Genomic DNA, 14,753 nt, shown 5'->3' on the forward strand with positions numbered 1-14,753 from the left:
ACTCCCCCGAGCAATGAAGTGAAGAATAATACTTCACTGCAGATAAGACGATTAGATATCGGTTGTTGATAATTATACTGTATAACCATCCAGTATCAAGTTAATTTTTAATTATTTCTTTCATTAATGTGGTCAGAGAAAATATCACAGCTTGGCGTCGGATCTGAATACGATCGCCTTTAAACAAGCAACAACGGGTTACCACCCTAGCGATAGAAAACGTCTTGCTAGCAAAACCAAACCAAACCGTACCAACCGGTTTCACCTCAGTACCGCCATCAGGGCCGGCAATACCGCTAACTGAAACCGCAAAATCAGCATTCGCTCGAACTAACGCTCTTTCTGCCATCTCTATGACAACTTGTTCACTAACAGCACCATATTTATGCAAGGTGTGTTGACTCACACCTAGCATATCATGCTTAGCTTCATTGCTATAAGTAACAAAACCTCGCTGAAAATAGGCAGAACTACCTGAAATATCAGTAATGACCTTAGCAATCCATCCGCCTGTACATGACTCTGCACAGGTTATTGTTTTACCCTGTTTCTTTAAGCTATTAGCCAGATTATTACTTAATTCGTAGAGCAACTGCTCACTATTCATTTTAGCCATTTTCCTTTTTCATACATCTTGCGATAAAGATACCAAATCCACAGGCTTCCGATTGCTATCGCAAAGGTTGTACCAAACACTATTCCTACAGTAATAATAGAAATACCTGCTTTGAGCGCTAATGAATAAAACCCTAAGATAAATAGCATGGTACTATTTTCACTTAAATTCTGGATAGCGACAGCATTACCCGCACCAATCGTCTGTTTACCTTTTTCTTGTAGCAGAGCATTAAGCGGAACAATAAATAAACCACCTAGGAGACCTAATATAATGAGGATTAAATAAGTAGATAAAAGATGTTGCTGCATTGACAAAATAATAATTATCACACCAATAAAGATCCCTACCGGCATACACCGACTAACTTTATTGAGGGTAATGACGTGTGCAGCCAATCCGGCACCAATGATGATACCAATTGCTACTACGCCATTAAGCAATGTGGGTGTAGTGTGATCGGTAATATTAAGTGCTATTGGCACCCAGAGCACTAATAAAAAACGTAGTGTTACACCGGCACCCCAAAAAAGACTGGTACCAATTAAAGAAAATCGTCCTTCATTATCACGCCAAAGAGTTTTAAATAGACAGATAAAATTGAAAATTAACTGGCGAAAAACCCACTTCTGTTTACTTTTAGCCGGCATTAATCGAGGAATATATAAATTAATTACCACAGCTGTTGCATAAAACAGTACACACATTGCTAAAGCAAATAACAGATTAATATCGGAAAAAAACCCGCCCGCGATAGAACCAAATAAAATAGCCGCTATCGTCGAAGCTTCAATCAAACCATTCGCCTTAACTAAATTATTGCTCGTCGTGATCTCACCTAAAATACCATATTTTGCTGGTGAGTAAGCTGCGGCTCCAATGCCAACTAAACCATAGCAGAGAAAAGGATCTAATCCTAACAGAATGCTGATCGCCCCAATCAACTTACTAATATTAGCCAATAACATGACTCGACCTTTAGCAAAACAATCGGCTATTTGCCCCACAAAAGGTGCTAATATGATATAAGTAAAAACAAACACCACTTGTAAGATAGGTTGAGTCCAATCGGGATAAAGCGCAGCTTTGAGTTGCGCTAAAATAACAAATAATAGGGCATTATCAACAAAAGCAGAAAAAAATTGAGATAAAAGCAGCGCTTTCATCCCTCTTGTTAATAGCGGCGACGATATTACCGAATCATTCATCAAGATTCCTCTTGCGCGATTTTTTTTAACGCCACAAAATCAGGTTTTCCACTGCCAAGTACAGGAAATATTTTTAGGTAGCGAATATCTCTGGGTACCGCTAACTCAGGTAATCCTTTTTCTTTTGCCGCCGCCAATAATTGACGACGATCTAATGTGTTATCGGTGGTATATAAGATCAGGCTTTCGCCTTTATTATTGGTGGTTTTGATCACGACGCCATGCTGAGCATGAGGTGATATACTGCCAACCAGATGCTCGACGGTTTCTAGTGAAACCATTTCGCCCGCTAGTTTTGCAAAACGTTTTGCCCTACCGCGAATGACTCAATAATCGTCATTATCAAATTCAACAATATTACCGGTATCATACCATCCCTTCTCATTCTCTCCTTGGCTATTTTCTGCATGAGGCAACTCTAAACGATTGGGATCTTCAACGCGTAAATAGCCTTTCATGACATTTGGGCCACGTAACTGTAAACGGCCGGCTTGCTTAATACCTGGTACCGGCAGTAGTCTGGTTTCTATACCAGGTAAAATTTGACCAACAGTATCAACTTTAGCTGCCATCGGAACATTAATGGATACAATAGGGGCACATTCGGTTACACCATAACCTTCAAGTATTCGGATACCGAATTTGTCGAACCAAATTTTTTTTGTGCTTTCAATAAGTTTTTCAGCTCCAGCAACAACATAACGCACGCGCGCAAAATCGTAAGGATGGGCAAAACGGGCATAATGTGCCAGGAAAGTAGGAGTAGCGAAAAGTACCGTGCAATTTTTTTCATAGACCAACTCTGGGATCACCCGATAATGCAGTGGACTAGGATAAAGCAATACACGACTACCAGAAAAAATAGGAATAAATAAACCTACCGTCAGTCCAAAAGCATGGAAAAGAGGTAAAGCAGACATAAATCGATCTTTAGGCGTAAAATCAGCCACTGTTTTCACTTGCTCTACATTAGCTAATAAACTGGTATGGCTATGTACTACCCCTTTAGGCGTTCCTTCCGAGCCTGAGATAAAAAGGATCAATGCCGCATCATCCGGTTTTGCTGGTATAAGCGCTTTTTTGGGCAAGAGTAAGTAATAGAGGATCCATTTTTTATCTTGCCAGGTCAGGGAGTCTTGCAGATCTTCTAAATAAATCCAATTAACTTCAGTAACCTGTTCAGGCAAATGTGACAACTTACCTTTTTCAATAAACTGACGAGAACTAAAAATAGTCTTAATTGATGCCGCTTTGATAGCATTTTTTACTCCATTGCTCCCAGCAGTATAATTCATCATGGCAGGGATCCGGCCACGCAATATTGATCCAAAAATTGTCGCCGCCGTCATTGTTGCATTTGGTAAAAGTAAGCCGATATGTTCATGCTGTTTGGTATAACGTTCAATAATACGCCCAACCGCTAAGATTTTCTTGAGAAAACTTTGATAACTGTCTTCTTTAAAACTAATATCTTCGATACAAGCAGTAAAACGGCCAAAACGTTTCATCGCATCCAAATAAGCTTCGATCAATGTTTGCTGGGGACGATTATGTAACCGAGCTTCCTTCATAATCTTATAAAGTTGTGCTCCCGCCAGCCGACGACGCTCTGCTACTCGTTTCGCCTCAGGCATGGTGATTTTTGTTGCTGGTAAAATCGTTAGTGTCATTTTAGGGAAATATTTGAGCTTAAAAATCCCTTTTAACCGACTGAAATAACTCAATTCAGGTCCATCAATTCTAATAGGAACAATTTTAGCTTCAGTTTTTGCCGCCACAAACGCAGCGCCATCATAAATTTTCATCAACGAACCATGAACGCTAATTCTTCCTTCAGGAAAAATGACGATTGGGCGCCCTTTTTCTATTTCTCTAACTAAAGTTCGAATGGCCATCGGATTAGCAGGATCAAGCGGAACAACATCGGCATAGGGTTTTAATAATTTAATAAAGCGTGGTGTGCCGATAGATGAATAAACAGCAAAAAGAGGGCGAATAGGTAAGAAGAGAGCGAGCAGGATCCCATCTAGAAAAGAGACATGATTAGGTGTTATTAAACATCGCTCATATTTTTTAAGTTTTATTTCACCAACCACTGTCACACGGAAAAAAAACTGGAATATTGCGCGCAATAGTTTTATCAGCATATCTCTTTCCTTACTCCTTAATGTTATTGATCATTTTAGAGTACATCTATCACCAAAGATGCCTTACATAGCAAAATTGAGATCATACAAAGTATTTTTTATCGTTTTGCAAAAAGCAGTCTATTTGGTGAACAATTTTTGTCGTAGGCAAAGCGGCATCAATAATGTAATCAGCGGTATCTAAATAGTAGCTTTCTCTTTCTTGCATGACTTCAACTATTTCTTCTGCTAAAGGTTTACCTGTTAATGTTGGTCGTTGCGAAGTTTCAGGATCAGCAGACAAACGGTTAATTAATACTTCTGATGGCACTTGTAAATAAATAATACAGCCATTTTTTTTCATAAAATCACGATTTTCTTTCAGTAAAATAATCCCGCCACCCGTTGATATCACTGAATTTGGCTGTTGTATTGATCGCAATATCCGGGATTCCAAATCACGAAAGCGAGGCCAACCATCTCGTTCAACTATCTCGGCAATACTTATTTTAGCATTCTGTTTAACTAACGAATCGGTATCAAAAAAATGACACATTCTAGATTCAGCTAACGTTTTTCCTACTGTTGTCTTCCCTGCACCTCTTGGTCCAATAAGATAAAGCATGTCAAGTTGTCCTAATCGATAATTTATTTAATTAGTCAGAATATATATGTCAGCTTACAAGCACGATTTAAAATTTACAAAAGTAAAAATCCTAAATTAACACGATTAAAATAAAGCCACACAACAACAGTGTGGCTTAAAAAATCGTGAAGTAATAACTCAAGAACGCATTAAATTATCGCCATAACCAATCCATTTATAGGTTGTTAATGCATCTAATCCCATTGGGCCTCGTGCATGGAGTTTTTGCGTACTTACCGCAACCTCCGCACCTAAACCAAATTGTCCACCATCAGTAAATCTTGTACTGGCATTAACATAAACCGCCGCAGAATCGACACACTGAACAAAATAATCAGCTTGTTGAATTGATTGGGTCAAAATAGCATCAGAATGGGCCGTTCCATAATCCCGGATATGGTTAATCGCGGCATCAATATCATTGACGATTTCAACGTTAACATCAAGCGATAACCATTCATCACGGTAATTCTCTTCCATCACTTCAACAACACTTGCCGGGCTCGATTTTAAATAGGACATTGCATGCCGACTGGCATGAAGTGTCACATTTTGCTCAGCCATTTTCTCAGCCAGAAGCGGTAGAAATGTAGCCGCAATATTTTTATGAACTAATAAAGTTTCTAATGAATTACAGGCACTTGGACGCTGCACCTTAGCATTCACAATGATGGGAAGTGCTTTGTCAAAATCAATATATTGATCGACGTAAATATGACAGACACCAATGCCGCCAGTAATCACTGGAATAGTTGATTGTTCACGGCATAGCTTATGTAATCCTGCACCACCACGCGGGATCAACATATCTACATAACGATCCATTTTCAGTAATTGTGTCACTAATTTTCTATCTGGATCGTCAATAGACTGAACCGCTGCCTGCGGAATAGCATTTTGTTGCAACGCTTGCTGAATAACTTTAACAATTGCTTGATTAGTCTGTGAGGTTTCTTTCCCACCACGTAAAATGACCGCATTACCTGTTTTCAAACATAACGAGGCAACATCGATCGTTACATTCGGCCGCGCTTCATAAATGACGCCAATCACGCCCAATGGGACACATCGCCGTTGTATATTTAAACCATTTTCTAATAAACTGCCATCGAGTATACGTCCAACTGGATCAGCTAATTGACATACCTTTCTTACATCATTTGCAATGGCATCTAATCGCTCGACAGTTAGCAATAGTCTGTCTTGCATAGCAGCATTCATATGGTTAACTTTTGCTGACACCATATCCTGAGCATTAGCGGCTAAAATTACATCGCTTTGTTGTTGCAGGCAATCTGCGATACCCATTAAGACATGATTTTTCTGTTTTGTGTTTAACCCTGCCAGGTACCATGAAGCTTTTTTAGCTGCTTTGCCTATTTCTTCCAACATCATTTACTCACTATCATATCGTCACGGTGAACGGCAACAGCACCATATTCATAACCCAAAATTTGATTAATTTCTTGCGAATGATGCCCTGCGATTAAGCGTAAAGCATCGCTATTATAATGAGTCACACCATGAGCTAAGTCGTTACCTAATAAATTAAGAATACGCACAACATCGCCGCGCGAAAAATTACCACTAATTTTCTTTATTCCTTTTGGTAATAATGAGCCGCCTTTTTGTTGGATAGCTAAAGCAGCTCCCTCATCAACAACAATTTCACCCGCCAAAGGTGCCCCAAAAATCCACCGTTTTCGATTTTCCATTGGCGTTTTTAAACAATGAAATTTTGTTCCTACCTGTTGACCTTCGAGCACATTTGCAATCACATTAGGCTTATCGCCGGCGGCAATAATGACTTCTATTCCCGCTCGACCAGCTATTCCTGCGGCTTGTAACTTTGTTGTCATTCCACCAGTGCCTAAACCGCTCACACTATCACCTGCAATGCATCTTAGTTCGTCATTAATATCATGAACTTCAGTGATCAATTGTGCATTTGGATTATGCCGAGGGTCTGCTGTATATAGTCCGTCAATATCCGTTAATAATAGTAACTTATCCGCATCAGCTAAAATTGCAACCAATGCCGATAAATTATCATTATCACCGACTTTAATTTCGGCCGTCGCAACGGCATCATTTTCATTGATAACCGGAATAATGCGGTTATCCAGTAACGCTTGTAATGTATCCCGTGCATTTAAAAAACGTTCTCGATCTTCAATGTCCGCCCGGGTTAATAACATCTGACCAATATGAATATCATAAATTGAAAACAATCGTTCCCAAAGCTGGATCAAATGACTTTGCCCAACCGCCGCGAGCAATTGTTTTGAGGCAATTGTCTCAGGTAATGTTGGATAACCTAAATGGGCTCGACCTGCAGTAATGGCGCCCGAGGTGACAATGACAATCTGGTGACCTTTTTCATATTGCAGTGCACATTGGCGCACTAATTCAACAATACGTGCCTGATTTAGACAAAGCGATCCACCTGTTAATACACTTGTACCTAGTTTTATCACCAAAGTTTGGCTGTTGTTTATCATGCTTCTGCTATTAACTCTCTATAACAATAAAAATTTAGTCATCAGTTTTATCAAGTAAGAAACGTTATGCCAACCGACATAACGCAATTTTAATGAAAAGTTGATTTTACAATAGCCGCAAACAATACAAACTATAAATTAATTGCAACCATTTTCGGGCAAGGGGTTAAAGTTAATTCCAATGTATTAAGTGAATCACTTAAACGTTTATGGAATTCTTGTAATGTATCTTCAAGCGACTTGATAATATTTGATTTATTAATTTCGATATGCTGCCAATTACCGGCTTTATCAAACATACCTAATTTATAATGATATACAAATCCGTTAAGTTCTCCTCTTAATTCCAACCACCACCCCCAAAATTCACGCTTTTCTGGAGCTGTTTTTGCATTAACACAAATAGCAAGACAGTCGAAAAAAAAGAGATCATCCTGACATAGAGATTCACGGAGATAAGGTCCTAACCTGGTAAAATGCTTCAATAATTTACTTTTAGAATAATTTGAAGTTAAAGCCATAATAAGGATCTCCTTGTTGTTAAGCTACCTTTTTAGCAAATAAGGAAAAATAATCAAGTAATCACAATAATTAATCAATTTTGCTTTTCAGCCAACTTACTACTGCAGAAAGTGACTGATGAAAATTTTGATATAACGGCTTGGCTGGTAAGGTTAATAACTTACCGTCAATCGAGGAGCGCACGATAAGCAATGCGTCTTCCTTAGGGCTGAAAACATCATTTTGCCAATTAACAACCATAAATGGTACAGGACAACGACGCCCCAATAATCCCTGCTTTTTTAATGAGTAACAACTAAGTTCTGAACGTAAAACTGCTTCATCTACCTGATAGAAACCTAGTCGACTGGCAAAGATATCAATATTCATTACCGGTATTTGATCCTGATATCTTTGCTCATTAAATAAGCTATGAACAATTGGCCCCAAAACTGCAACACCTTTTAAGCATTTGGGCTCTAAATAAGCTAAACGAAGGGCAATATTGGCGCCAAAACGCAAACCAATTACCCCTATTCGAGTATGATCGATCCAGGGAATATTAGCCAATTGATTAAGTACCTGCTGATGCAGCGCACTAGTATCCTGAGAAAGTTTATATTTAATAGAATAGCCAATTGATGGCATATCCAGGGTTAACATAGCAAAACCTTGCGGCGCTAAATATTGGCTGAAAAGGCGGTAATAATCTAGCTGCAAACTATCTAATGTGCCGCAAACTAAAATCGTAGGATACGGGCCTTGGTTGGTATCCGGCAAATGTAAAAAACCAATTAGCTCTTTTTTACCATCCTCTATTTTGAAAGAAATTTTTTTCAGTCGAAAATCGGTCAATTGCGCAGCATTTTCATAAGCTTTATTCGCTAATAATACCGCTTGTTCAGCAAGATGATCTCCTTTAAGATGAGGATAAGCGGCAATACTATATAAATTAGCGGCCCGTAACCAAGCCTGGCTAGCTGCTATTTTTGTAGGTAACTCAAGCGCTTTTTTCTGCCAGGCCATTGCCTGCTGTGACCATTCATAAGCCCAATTTCCTGGCTGATAACCAATTACGGTATCAAGTAAATCTTCACAGCTACGGACACGATTATTTGCCGCTATTCGACTTAATACCGCTTCAATTTCTAATCCATCGTTGCCACGCCAAATCCAGATTAACCGGTTAATCATACGATACCAGCTAACATAACTCGTCCCTTCGAATGTTGAACTATACTTCAATAAGTGGGTTTTAGGCACACTATAAGTCACCAGAACAGAGGTCTCAGTTTGTTTCAGTTTTGATTTAGGCTTAAACAGCTTTTCTGACAAATTTTTTTCACTCATATCGACCTTATTCGGTTAAAAAATTCAGCAATAAAAAAGGAATGCGATTAGCATCCCCTATATCATATACTTTATTTAGTGATTAAAGCGAAATAAATAAAACAATTATTATTGTTCACAAAGTGGCTTAATAAAAATCTCTTTTTCCATGTCCCAAGGCTGTTCTATCCAGGTATTTTGCGGTATATCAATAACATAATTATCAACCAATGGACGCCCGGCAGGTTTAGCAAAAATAGTCACAAAATAGCCTTTGGGATACATATCCCTGATAGCTTGTGCTGTTCCGCCTGTATCGACCAAATCGTCAACAACAATATAACCCTCACCATCACCTTCTACTCGCTTAATAACTTTGAGTTCTCTTTGGTTATTATGGTCGTAACTTGAAATACAGACAGTATCAACATGGCGTAAACCTAATTCACGAGCAAGAATAGCACTTGGAACAAGCCCACCGCGGCTAACAGCAATAATGCCTCTCCATTGCTTGGCAGGTAATAAGCGTTGTGCCAAAGTACGGGCATGCTTTTGCAACATATCCCATGTTACGATGTATTTTTCACTCATAAAATTTTGATCCCAATAACTAGAGACTATTTTAGCAAAGTACATTAGTGGAAAAAATATTGCGCGAGATTATAGTGATTTGTCATAACAAAAACCAGAAATTAATTAATATTATCACAATTAACTAAAGGAATAGACGCCAGAAGATGATATTCTGAATTAATAAAATAAATAATATTTTCCATGACTGTAGAATTAATTAGCAATCTTAATAATAGGGTAGTAAAAGGAGAGATAACGTGTCTGAGCTTTCACAACTTTCACCACAGCCACTTTGGGATATTTTTGCACAAATTTGTGCAATTCCTCATCCATCTGGACATGAAGAAGCACTCGCTGCTTATATTATGCAATGGGCAGAGAGAAAAAAACTTAACGTGGAACGCGATAAAGTCGGTAATATTCTTATTCGCAAACCGGCAACCGCGGGCATGGAAAATCTCCTACCTGTTGTTCTTCAAGCCCATTTGGATATGGTGCCACAAAAAAACGGTGATACTCAGCACGATTTTATTCAGGATCCTATCCGTCCTTACGTTGATAATGAGTGGGTAAAAGCGCAAGGCACCACCTTAGGTGCAGATAATGGTATCGGTATGGCTTCCGCTTTGGCTGTACTGGATGATGAAAATATTAAACATGGACCATTAGAAGTTTTACTTACCATGACAGAAGAAACCGGTATGGTTGGTGCTTTTGGCCTACAGCCAAATTGGTTACAAGCGGATATTCTGATCAATACCGATTCGGAACAAGAAGGCGAGATCTACATGGGTTGCGCAGGCGGCGTTGATTTTACCACCACCTTTACATTGGCAAGAGAAGCAATTCCAGCTAATCATAAAGTGTACAAAATAACACTTAAAGGATTAACCGGTGGCCATTCGGGGGGGGATATTCATTTAGGATTAGCCAATGCGAATAAACTATTAGCACGTTTTCTAACAGGGCATGGGAGTGAATTACAATTAAGGCTTATTCACATTCAAGGTGGCAGTTTACGTAATGCAATACCACGTGAGAGTGAAGCAATTGTTGTAGTCCCTATCTCAATAGCCGCTAATTTAGAGACCAGCAAAAATCACTATCTAACACTCCTAAAAACTGAGTTTGCCGCGATCGAAAAAAATTTAGTCATTACCCTTGATGAGACAAGTACAGAATTATTAACGCTAACTGCGGATTGCCAATCACGTCTCTTAAATTTTCTCAATGCTGCGCCAAACGGTGTTATTAGGATGAGCGACGAAATAAAAGATGTTGTTGAAACTTCACTTAATACCGGTGTTATTAATATGGATGAAAAAAAGGCCGAAATTACTTTTTTAATTCGTTCATTAATTGAAACAGGCAAAGATTATGTCGTTAACATGTTGACATCAATATCGATGCTAGCCGGTGCAGAATTTGAATATAAAGGCAGCTATCCTGGCTGGAAACCTGATCTGAAATCCCCCGTCATGGCAATTGTTAGCAACACCTATCAGCAACTATTTGGCAAAGCTCCAAAAATCATGGTCATCCATGCTGGTTTAGAATGTGGGCTATTTAAAAAACCTTATCCGCAGATGGATATGGTCTCCATTGGACCAACAATATATGGCGCTCATTCACCCGATGAACGCGCCAATATAAAAAGTGTGGCGAAATATTGGCAGTTGTTAACATCAGTACTCAAATCAATACCTGAAAAAAGTTAACAATCCTAGCAGGCTAATCTAGCCTGCTTTTTCACCAATTCAGTATTAACTGCTTTTCTAATTGGGGATTTTGTAAAGTGACATGCAATCCAACTAATCTAACACCACGATCCGCTCGTCTTTGTTGCCAAATTTGTTGCGCTATTTGGATAAGATCCCCTTTACTTAAAATGGGATAACTATGCTCTTGAGTCGTTAATTGAAAATCGGCAAATTTCATCTTCACCCCTTGACTGGCAATGCTAAGTTCTGGTTTAATTTTTGCTAATCGGCTCTCAAGCTCTGGATAGAGTCGTTCAATGATTTTCATACAGTCATCCCATTGATAAATATCCTTAGCAACAGTACGCTCTACCCCAACTGATTTGCGTAAACGCTCACTATTGATCCTACGCGGATCTACGCCATGACTAAGATCCCATAAAATTTGACCAAACTTACCTAATTCTTTCACGAGTGTAATCAAATCAAATTGTTGTATATCACCGCAGGTTTCTAACCCCATTTTTTGCAACCGTTGGGCCGTAACTTTACCCACTCCAGGAATTTTTCTTAAGGACAATGGATAAATAAAATTGGTCACTTGCTCAGGCGTAATAACATATTGCCCATTGGGTTTATTTATATCTGAAGCAATCTTAGCAAGAAATTTGACCGGTGCGATACCCGCTGATGCCGTAAGCGATAATTGATTAAAAATCCGCTGTCTAATTGCATTAGCTATCAAGGTGGCCGAACCGTAATAATGAGAACTATTTGTCACATCAAGATAAGCTTCATCTAAAGAAACAGGCTCAACTAATTGGGTAAATTCGAGCAAAATTTGCCGTATCTGCCAAGATATTTCTTTATATAAGGACATGCGACCAGGAATGATTTTCAATTGAGGACAACGTTTAAGTGCCAAAGCGGTAGACATTGCACTATGCACGCCATAACGTCGAGCCAAATAGTTGGCTGTACTAACTACCCCACGCCGATCAGCTCTACCTCCGATCGCTAGAGGAATAGTGCGTAAAGAAGGATTGTCACGCATCTCTATGGCTGCATAAAAGCAATCCATATCAATATGGATAATTTTGCGCACACCCTCTCCTAATGACACTGTTTAAATAAACAGTGTAATGCTGATTTTATCAATGGTAAACAAAAAATTTAATTAAAATAACAACTCAATAATAGGATTATGGCCATAAAATACTTAATTAGAATAGCGTATTATCTTTTATTAGATTTAATAAATTTTCTTATCAGAAAGAAAGATAACCGGTTTGAGATAATTGATAAGGATTGCCTGCTGCATATTTTAATATAGCATTTTTAGTATTAATACTAATTGTTAATAGCGTTTGCCAACGCTCTGTATCCGGTTGAGAACTGTCAGGTAGAAAACAAATTGGTGATTGCTCACCCTCGGGCCCACACATTGCAGCCGCGCGCGCCATGATGCTTTTATTTTTCATATGACTAGATACGCTTTTTAGATGTTCATAACGTTTATAAGTCGTATCATCGGTAGTACCTTCCCCCGAAACCAATTCCGACGCTAGAAAATGATTAGTATGAAGTAACCAATTATTTTGTTGTGGGTAAACAATCGCTGATCGAAATGGACTTAACTCAATACTTACTGCTCGGCATCGTGCTGCGTGATGGCAAAATACACTTAATACTGATGATGCACTTACTTGCGCAGAAAATGCTAAAGCGATAGCCTCTTCTATGGTTGTTGCTTCTTCTAATATTCGGCGAGCTACTGCATGTACAGGCACACCACCAGAATCATTGTCACTTGTATGATATAGGATATTAAAATGTAAACCCAAACCAGCACTGTTAACACCAATTTTACCTAACATACCAAATTCAGTAAAAAACTTAAATTGCATCCCTTTTCTATTCTGTAATTGCATCATCAACCCATTAGGCGCTAAAACATCATGCCAATCCCAGGTTTGCATGGTTTGTGGCATATTAATATCAGGAGCTACATAAATTGCGGTAGAGCATTCACTCGCATAGGATGTTGACTTTGTTGATAAAATTTCAGTTCGTGCATTTAAACTTGCTAGAGACCAAATCGGAACATTAGCTCCCATAGCTGTTGCTTCAATTTCACTTGCCAAATCCGGACACCAATATTCCAGAGCAGCCAAACTATTTTCTCCAATTCTCTTCGCCTGATCGCCAGTTATACCAATACGAGAAAAAAAATCTAAATAAAGCATCACCGTCTGTTTTATTTGCGGCGCCCAATATTCACCAATCTGTTTTCCTCGACAAAAAGGATCTTTTACTGTGTTATTAAACGTATAAACTTTCATGATTAATAGCCTTTTTAATTAAAAAAATAATTTAAATAATAGCGGTTACTATTATTCCTTAATTTAAAAAATTAATAATACTATTTTACTGTTATCTATAAACCAATAAGTCCATTTAAAACATTATAATTCTAATATTCTATTTTATATTAAGCCATAGCTATTTTCATTATTAATAAAATTAAATAAATTTAAATTAAAATTAGTAGAATATAAAAAGAAAAGTTTTTTGCAATTCATTAATAATAACTTTATTAAAGAATAAATTATAATTATAATCTTTAATTGTTTTTATAAACAAGAAGAAAAAAATATTACAATAAATATGATATATAACATATAAAAATTAAGCTAGTCTCATATAATCTAACGATAAAATAATTTTATTCATTTCATTTTTTCTATTTTATGATAATATTATAAATAATTTCATTTAATCTATAAATTCTATTGCAACAACTTATGATTAAAAAAGATAAAATACTCTAAAATAATATATATTATTCTACCTAACTCTAGAAAAAAACATTTACACAGGAAATAATTTTCGCTTTTATAATTAATGAATAATTTTATAAATAACATAATGCCAAGTTATATTTTTATATTTACGATAAAAAATAATAAAAATTTGCTATATTAATTTATATTTAATCTACTGCTTTATATAATAAAATTAATTCATAATATTTTCATACACACAACTTATGGAGAAGATAATGCATAAAAGTATCACCGCAGTACTGCTTTTGCTTTGTTCAGTGACTGCCTTAGCAAATTCACCAAAAATCGTTGCCCATCGTGGAGGAACTGCCGATGCACCAGAAAACACCATTTATGCCATCGACCAGGCACTAAAAAATGGCGCAGATAAAATATGGATCACCGTTGTAATGGTCAACAAATTCTGTAGAAGATCTAAGCGGCATTTTTTAGTTCATGATATTTTTGATGTGGCGTTAAATAACCAATCGTTGAATAGCGTCGATAATAATTGTAAAACTGAATATAATTTTCAACTTCACAGACAACAGATTGATGATTCATAAACGATAAACGGTTAAGTCTTTCTGTCTTTAAACTCCTAAAAAATCTTTCCATCACGGCATTATCGAGGCAATTACCTCGCCGACTCATGCTTTGAGTTATTTTCCGTTCAAAGAGGTGCGCCCTAAACTCCTCCGATGAATATTGGCAACCTTGATCTGAAT

12 protein-coding genes and 1 pseudogene are annotated in these 14,753 nt (G+C 37.6%); 1 reads left to right on the forward strand and 12 read right to left on the reverse strand.

Annotated elements, in window-relative coordinates:
• Window positions 1-100: 100 nt before the first annotated feature.
• The 9 genes and pseudogenes from pncC to gpt all read right to left on the reverse strand — a co-directional run bounded on the left by pncC (window position 101) and on the right by gpt (window position 9,518).
• Window positions 101-607, reverse strand: coding sequence for a nicotinamide-nucleotide amidase (gene pncC, locus G468_RS0108000; protein ID WP_026822686.1), 507 nt, complete (start codon window positions 605-607; stop codon window positions 101-103).
• Window positions 604-1,824, reverse strand: a complete 1,221-nt coding sequence (gene lplT / locus G468_RS0108005; protein WP_026822687.1) for a lysophospholipid transporter LplT — start codon at window positions 1,822-1,824, stop codon at window positions 604-606. Before lplT ends, pncC begins: the two co-directional genes overlap by 4 nt.
• Window positions 1,824-3,971: pseudogene (aas, locus tag G468_RS20135) on the reverse strand (bifunctional acyl-ACP--phospholipid O-acyltransferase/long-chain-fatty-acid--ACP ligase). Before aas ends, lplT begins: the two are co-directional and overlap by 1 nt.
• 82 nt (window positions 3,972-4,053) lie before the next feature.
• Window positions 4,054-4,575 (reverse strand): shikimate kinase AroL, encoded by a 522-nt coding sequence (gene aroL, locus G468_RS0108015; protein WP_026822688.1) that lies wholly within the window; start codon window positions 4,573-4,575, stop codon window positions 4,054-4,056.
• Window positions 4,576-4,734: 159 nt separating this feature from the next.
• Complete coding sequence (gene proA / locus G468_RS0108020) at window positions 4,735-5,988, reverse strand: glutamate-5-semialdehyde dehydrogenase (RefSeq protein ID WP_026822689.1); 1,254 nt, start codon at window positions 5,986-5,988, stop codon at window positions 4,735-4,737.
• Entirely contained in the window at window positions 5,988-7,094 is a 1,107-nt protein-coding gene (gene proB / locus G468_RS0108025; RefSeq protein ID WP_034249551.1) for a glutamate 5-kinase, read from the reverse strand. Before proB ends, proA begins: the two co-directional genes overlap by 1 nt.
• Before the next feature lie 134 nt (window positions 7,095-7,228).
• Window positions 7,229-7,618, reverse strand: a complete 390-nt coding sequence (crl, locus tag G468_RS0108030) for a sigma factor-binding protein Crl (RefSeq protein WP_026822691.1) — start codon at window positions 7,616-7,618, stop codon at window positions 7,229-7,231.
• 70 nt (window positions 7,619-7,688) lie between these two features.
• On the reverse strand, window positions 7,689-8,948 hold the full coding sequence (frsA, locus tag G468_RS0108035) for an esterase FrsA (protein ID WP_026822692.1): 1,260 nt from the start codon (window positions 8,946-8,948) through the stop codon (window positions 7,689-7,691).
• 108 nt (window positions 8,949-9,056) lie between these two features.
• Window positions 9,057-9,518: a xanthine phosphoribosyltransferase gene (gene gpt, locus G468_RS0108040; RefSeq protein WP_026822693.1), complete on the reverse strand. Its 462-nt coding sequence runs from the start codon at window positions 9,516-9,518 to the stop codon at window positions 9,057-9,059.
• A 239-nt stretch (window positions 9,519-9,757) separates the two neighbouring features.
• On the opposite strand from gpt, the gene G468_RS0108045 reads away from it, so the two are divergent.
• On the forward strand, window positions 9,758-11,218 hold the full coding sequence (locus G468_RS0108045) for an aminoacyl-histidine dipeptidase (RefSeq protein ID WP_026822694.1): 1,461 nt from the start codon (window positions 9,758-9,760) through the stop codon (window positions 11,216-11,218).
• Window positions 11,219-11,249: 31 nt separating this feature from the next.
• On the opposite strand, the gene dinB is transcribed toward G468_RS0108045, so the two are convergent.
• The 3 genes from dinB to G468_RS22865 all read right to left on the reverse strand — a co-directional run.
• Window positions 11,250-12,305 (reverse strand): DNA polymerase IV, encoded by a 1,056-nt coding sequence (gene dinB / locus G468_RS0108050; RefSeq protein WP_026822695.1) that lies wholly within the window; start codon window positions 12,303-12,305, stop codon window positions 11,250-11,252.
• A gap of 163 nt (window positions 12,306-12,468) precedes the next feature.
• Window positions 12,469-13,542 (reverse strand): C45 family autoproteolytic acyltransferase/hydrolase, encoded by a 1,074-nt coding sequence (locus G468_RS0108055; protein ID WP_026822696.1) that lies wholly within the window; start codon window positions 13,540-13,542, stop codon window positions 12,469-12,471.
• Window positions 13,543-14,460: 918 nt separating this feature from the next.
• Window positions 14,461-14,753, reverse strand: a 293-nt coding sequence (locus G468_RS22865; protein ID WP_155846982.1) for an integrase core domain-containing protein, incomplete at its 5' end; no start/stop codon positions are given.

Source organism: Arsenophonus nasoniae DSM 15247, from assembly GCF_000429565.1.
GTDB lineage: Bacteria > Pseudomonadota > Gammaproteobacteria > Enterobacterales > Enterobacteriaceae > Arsenophonus > Arsenophonus nasoniae.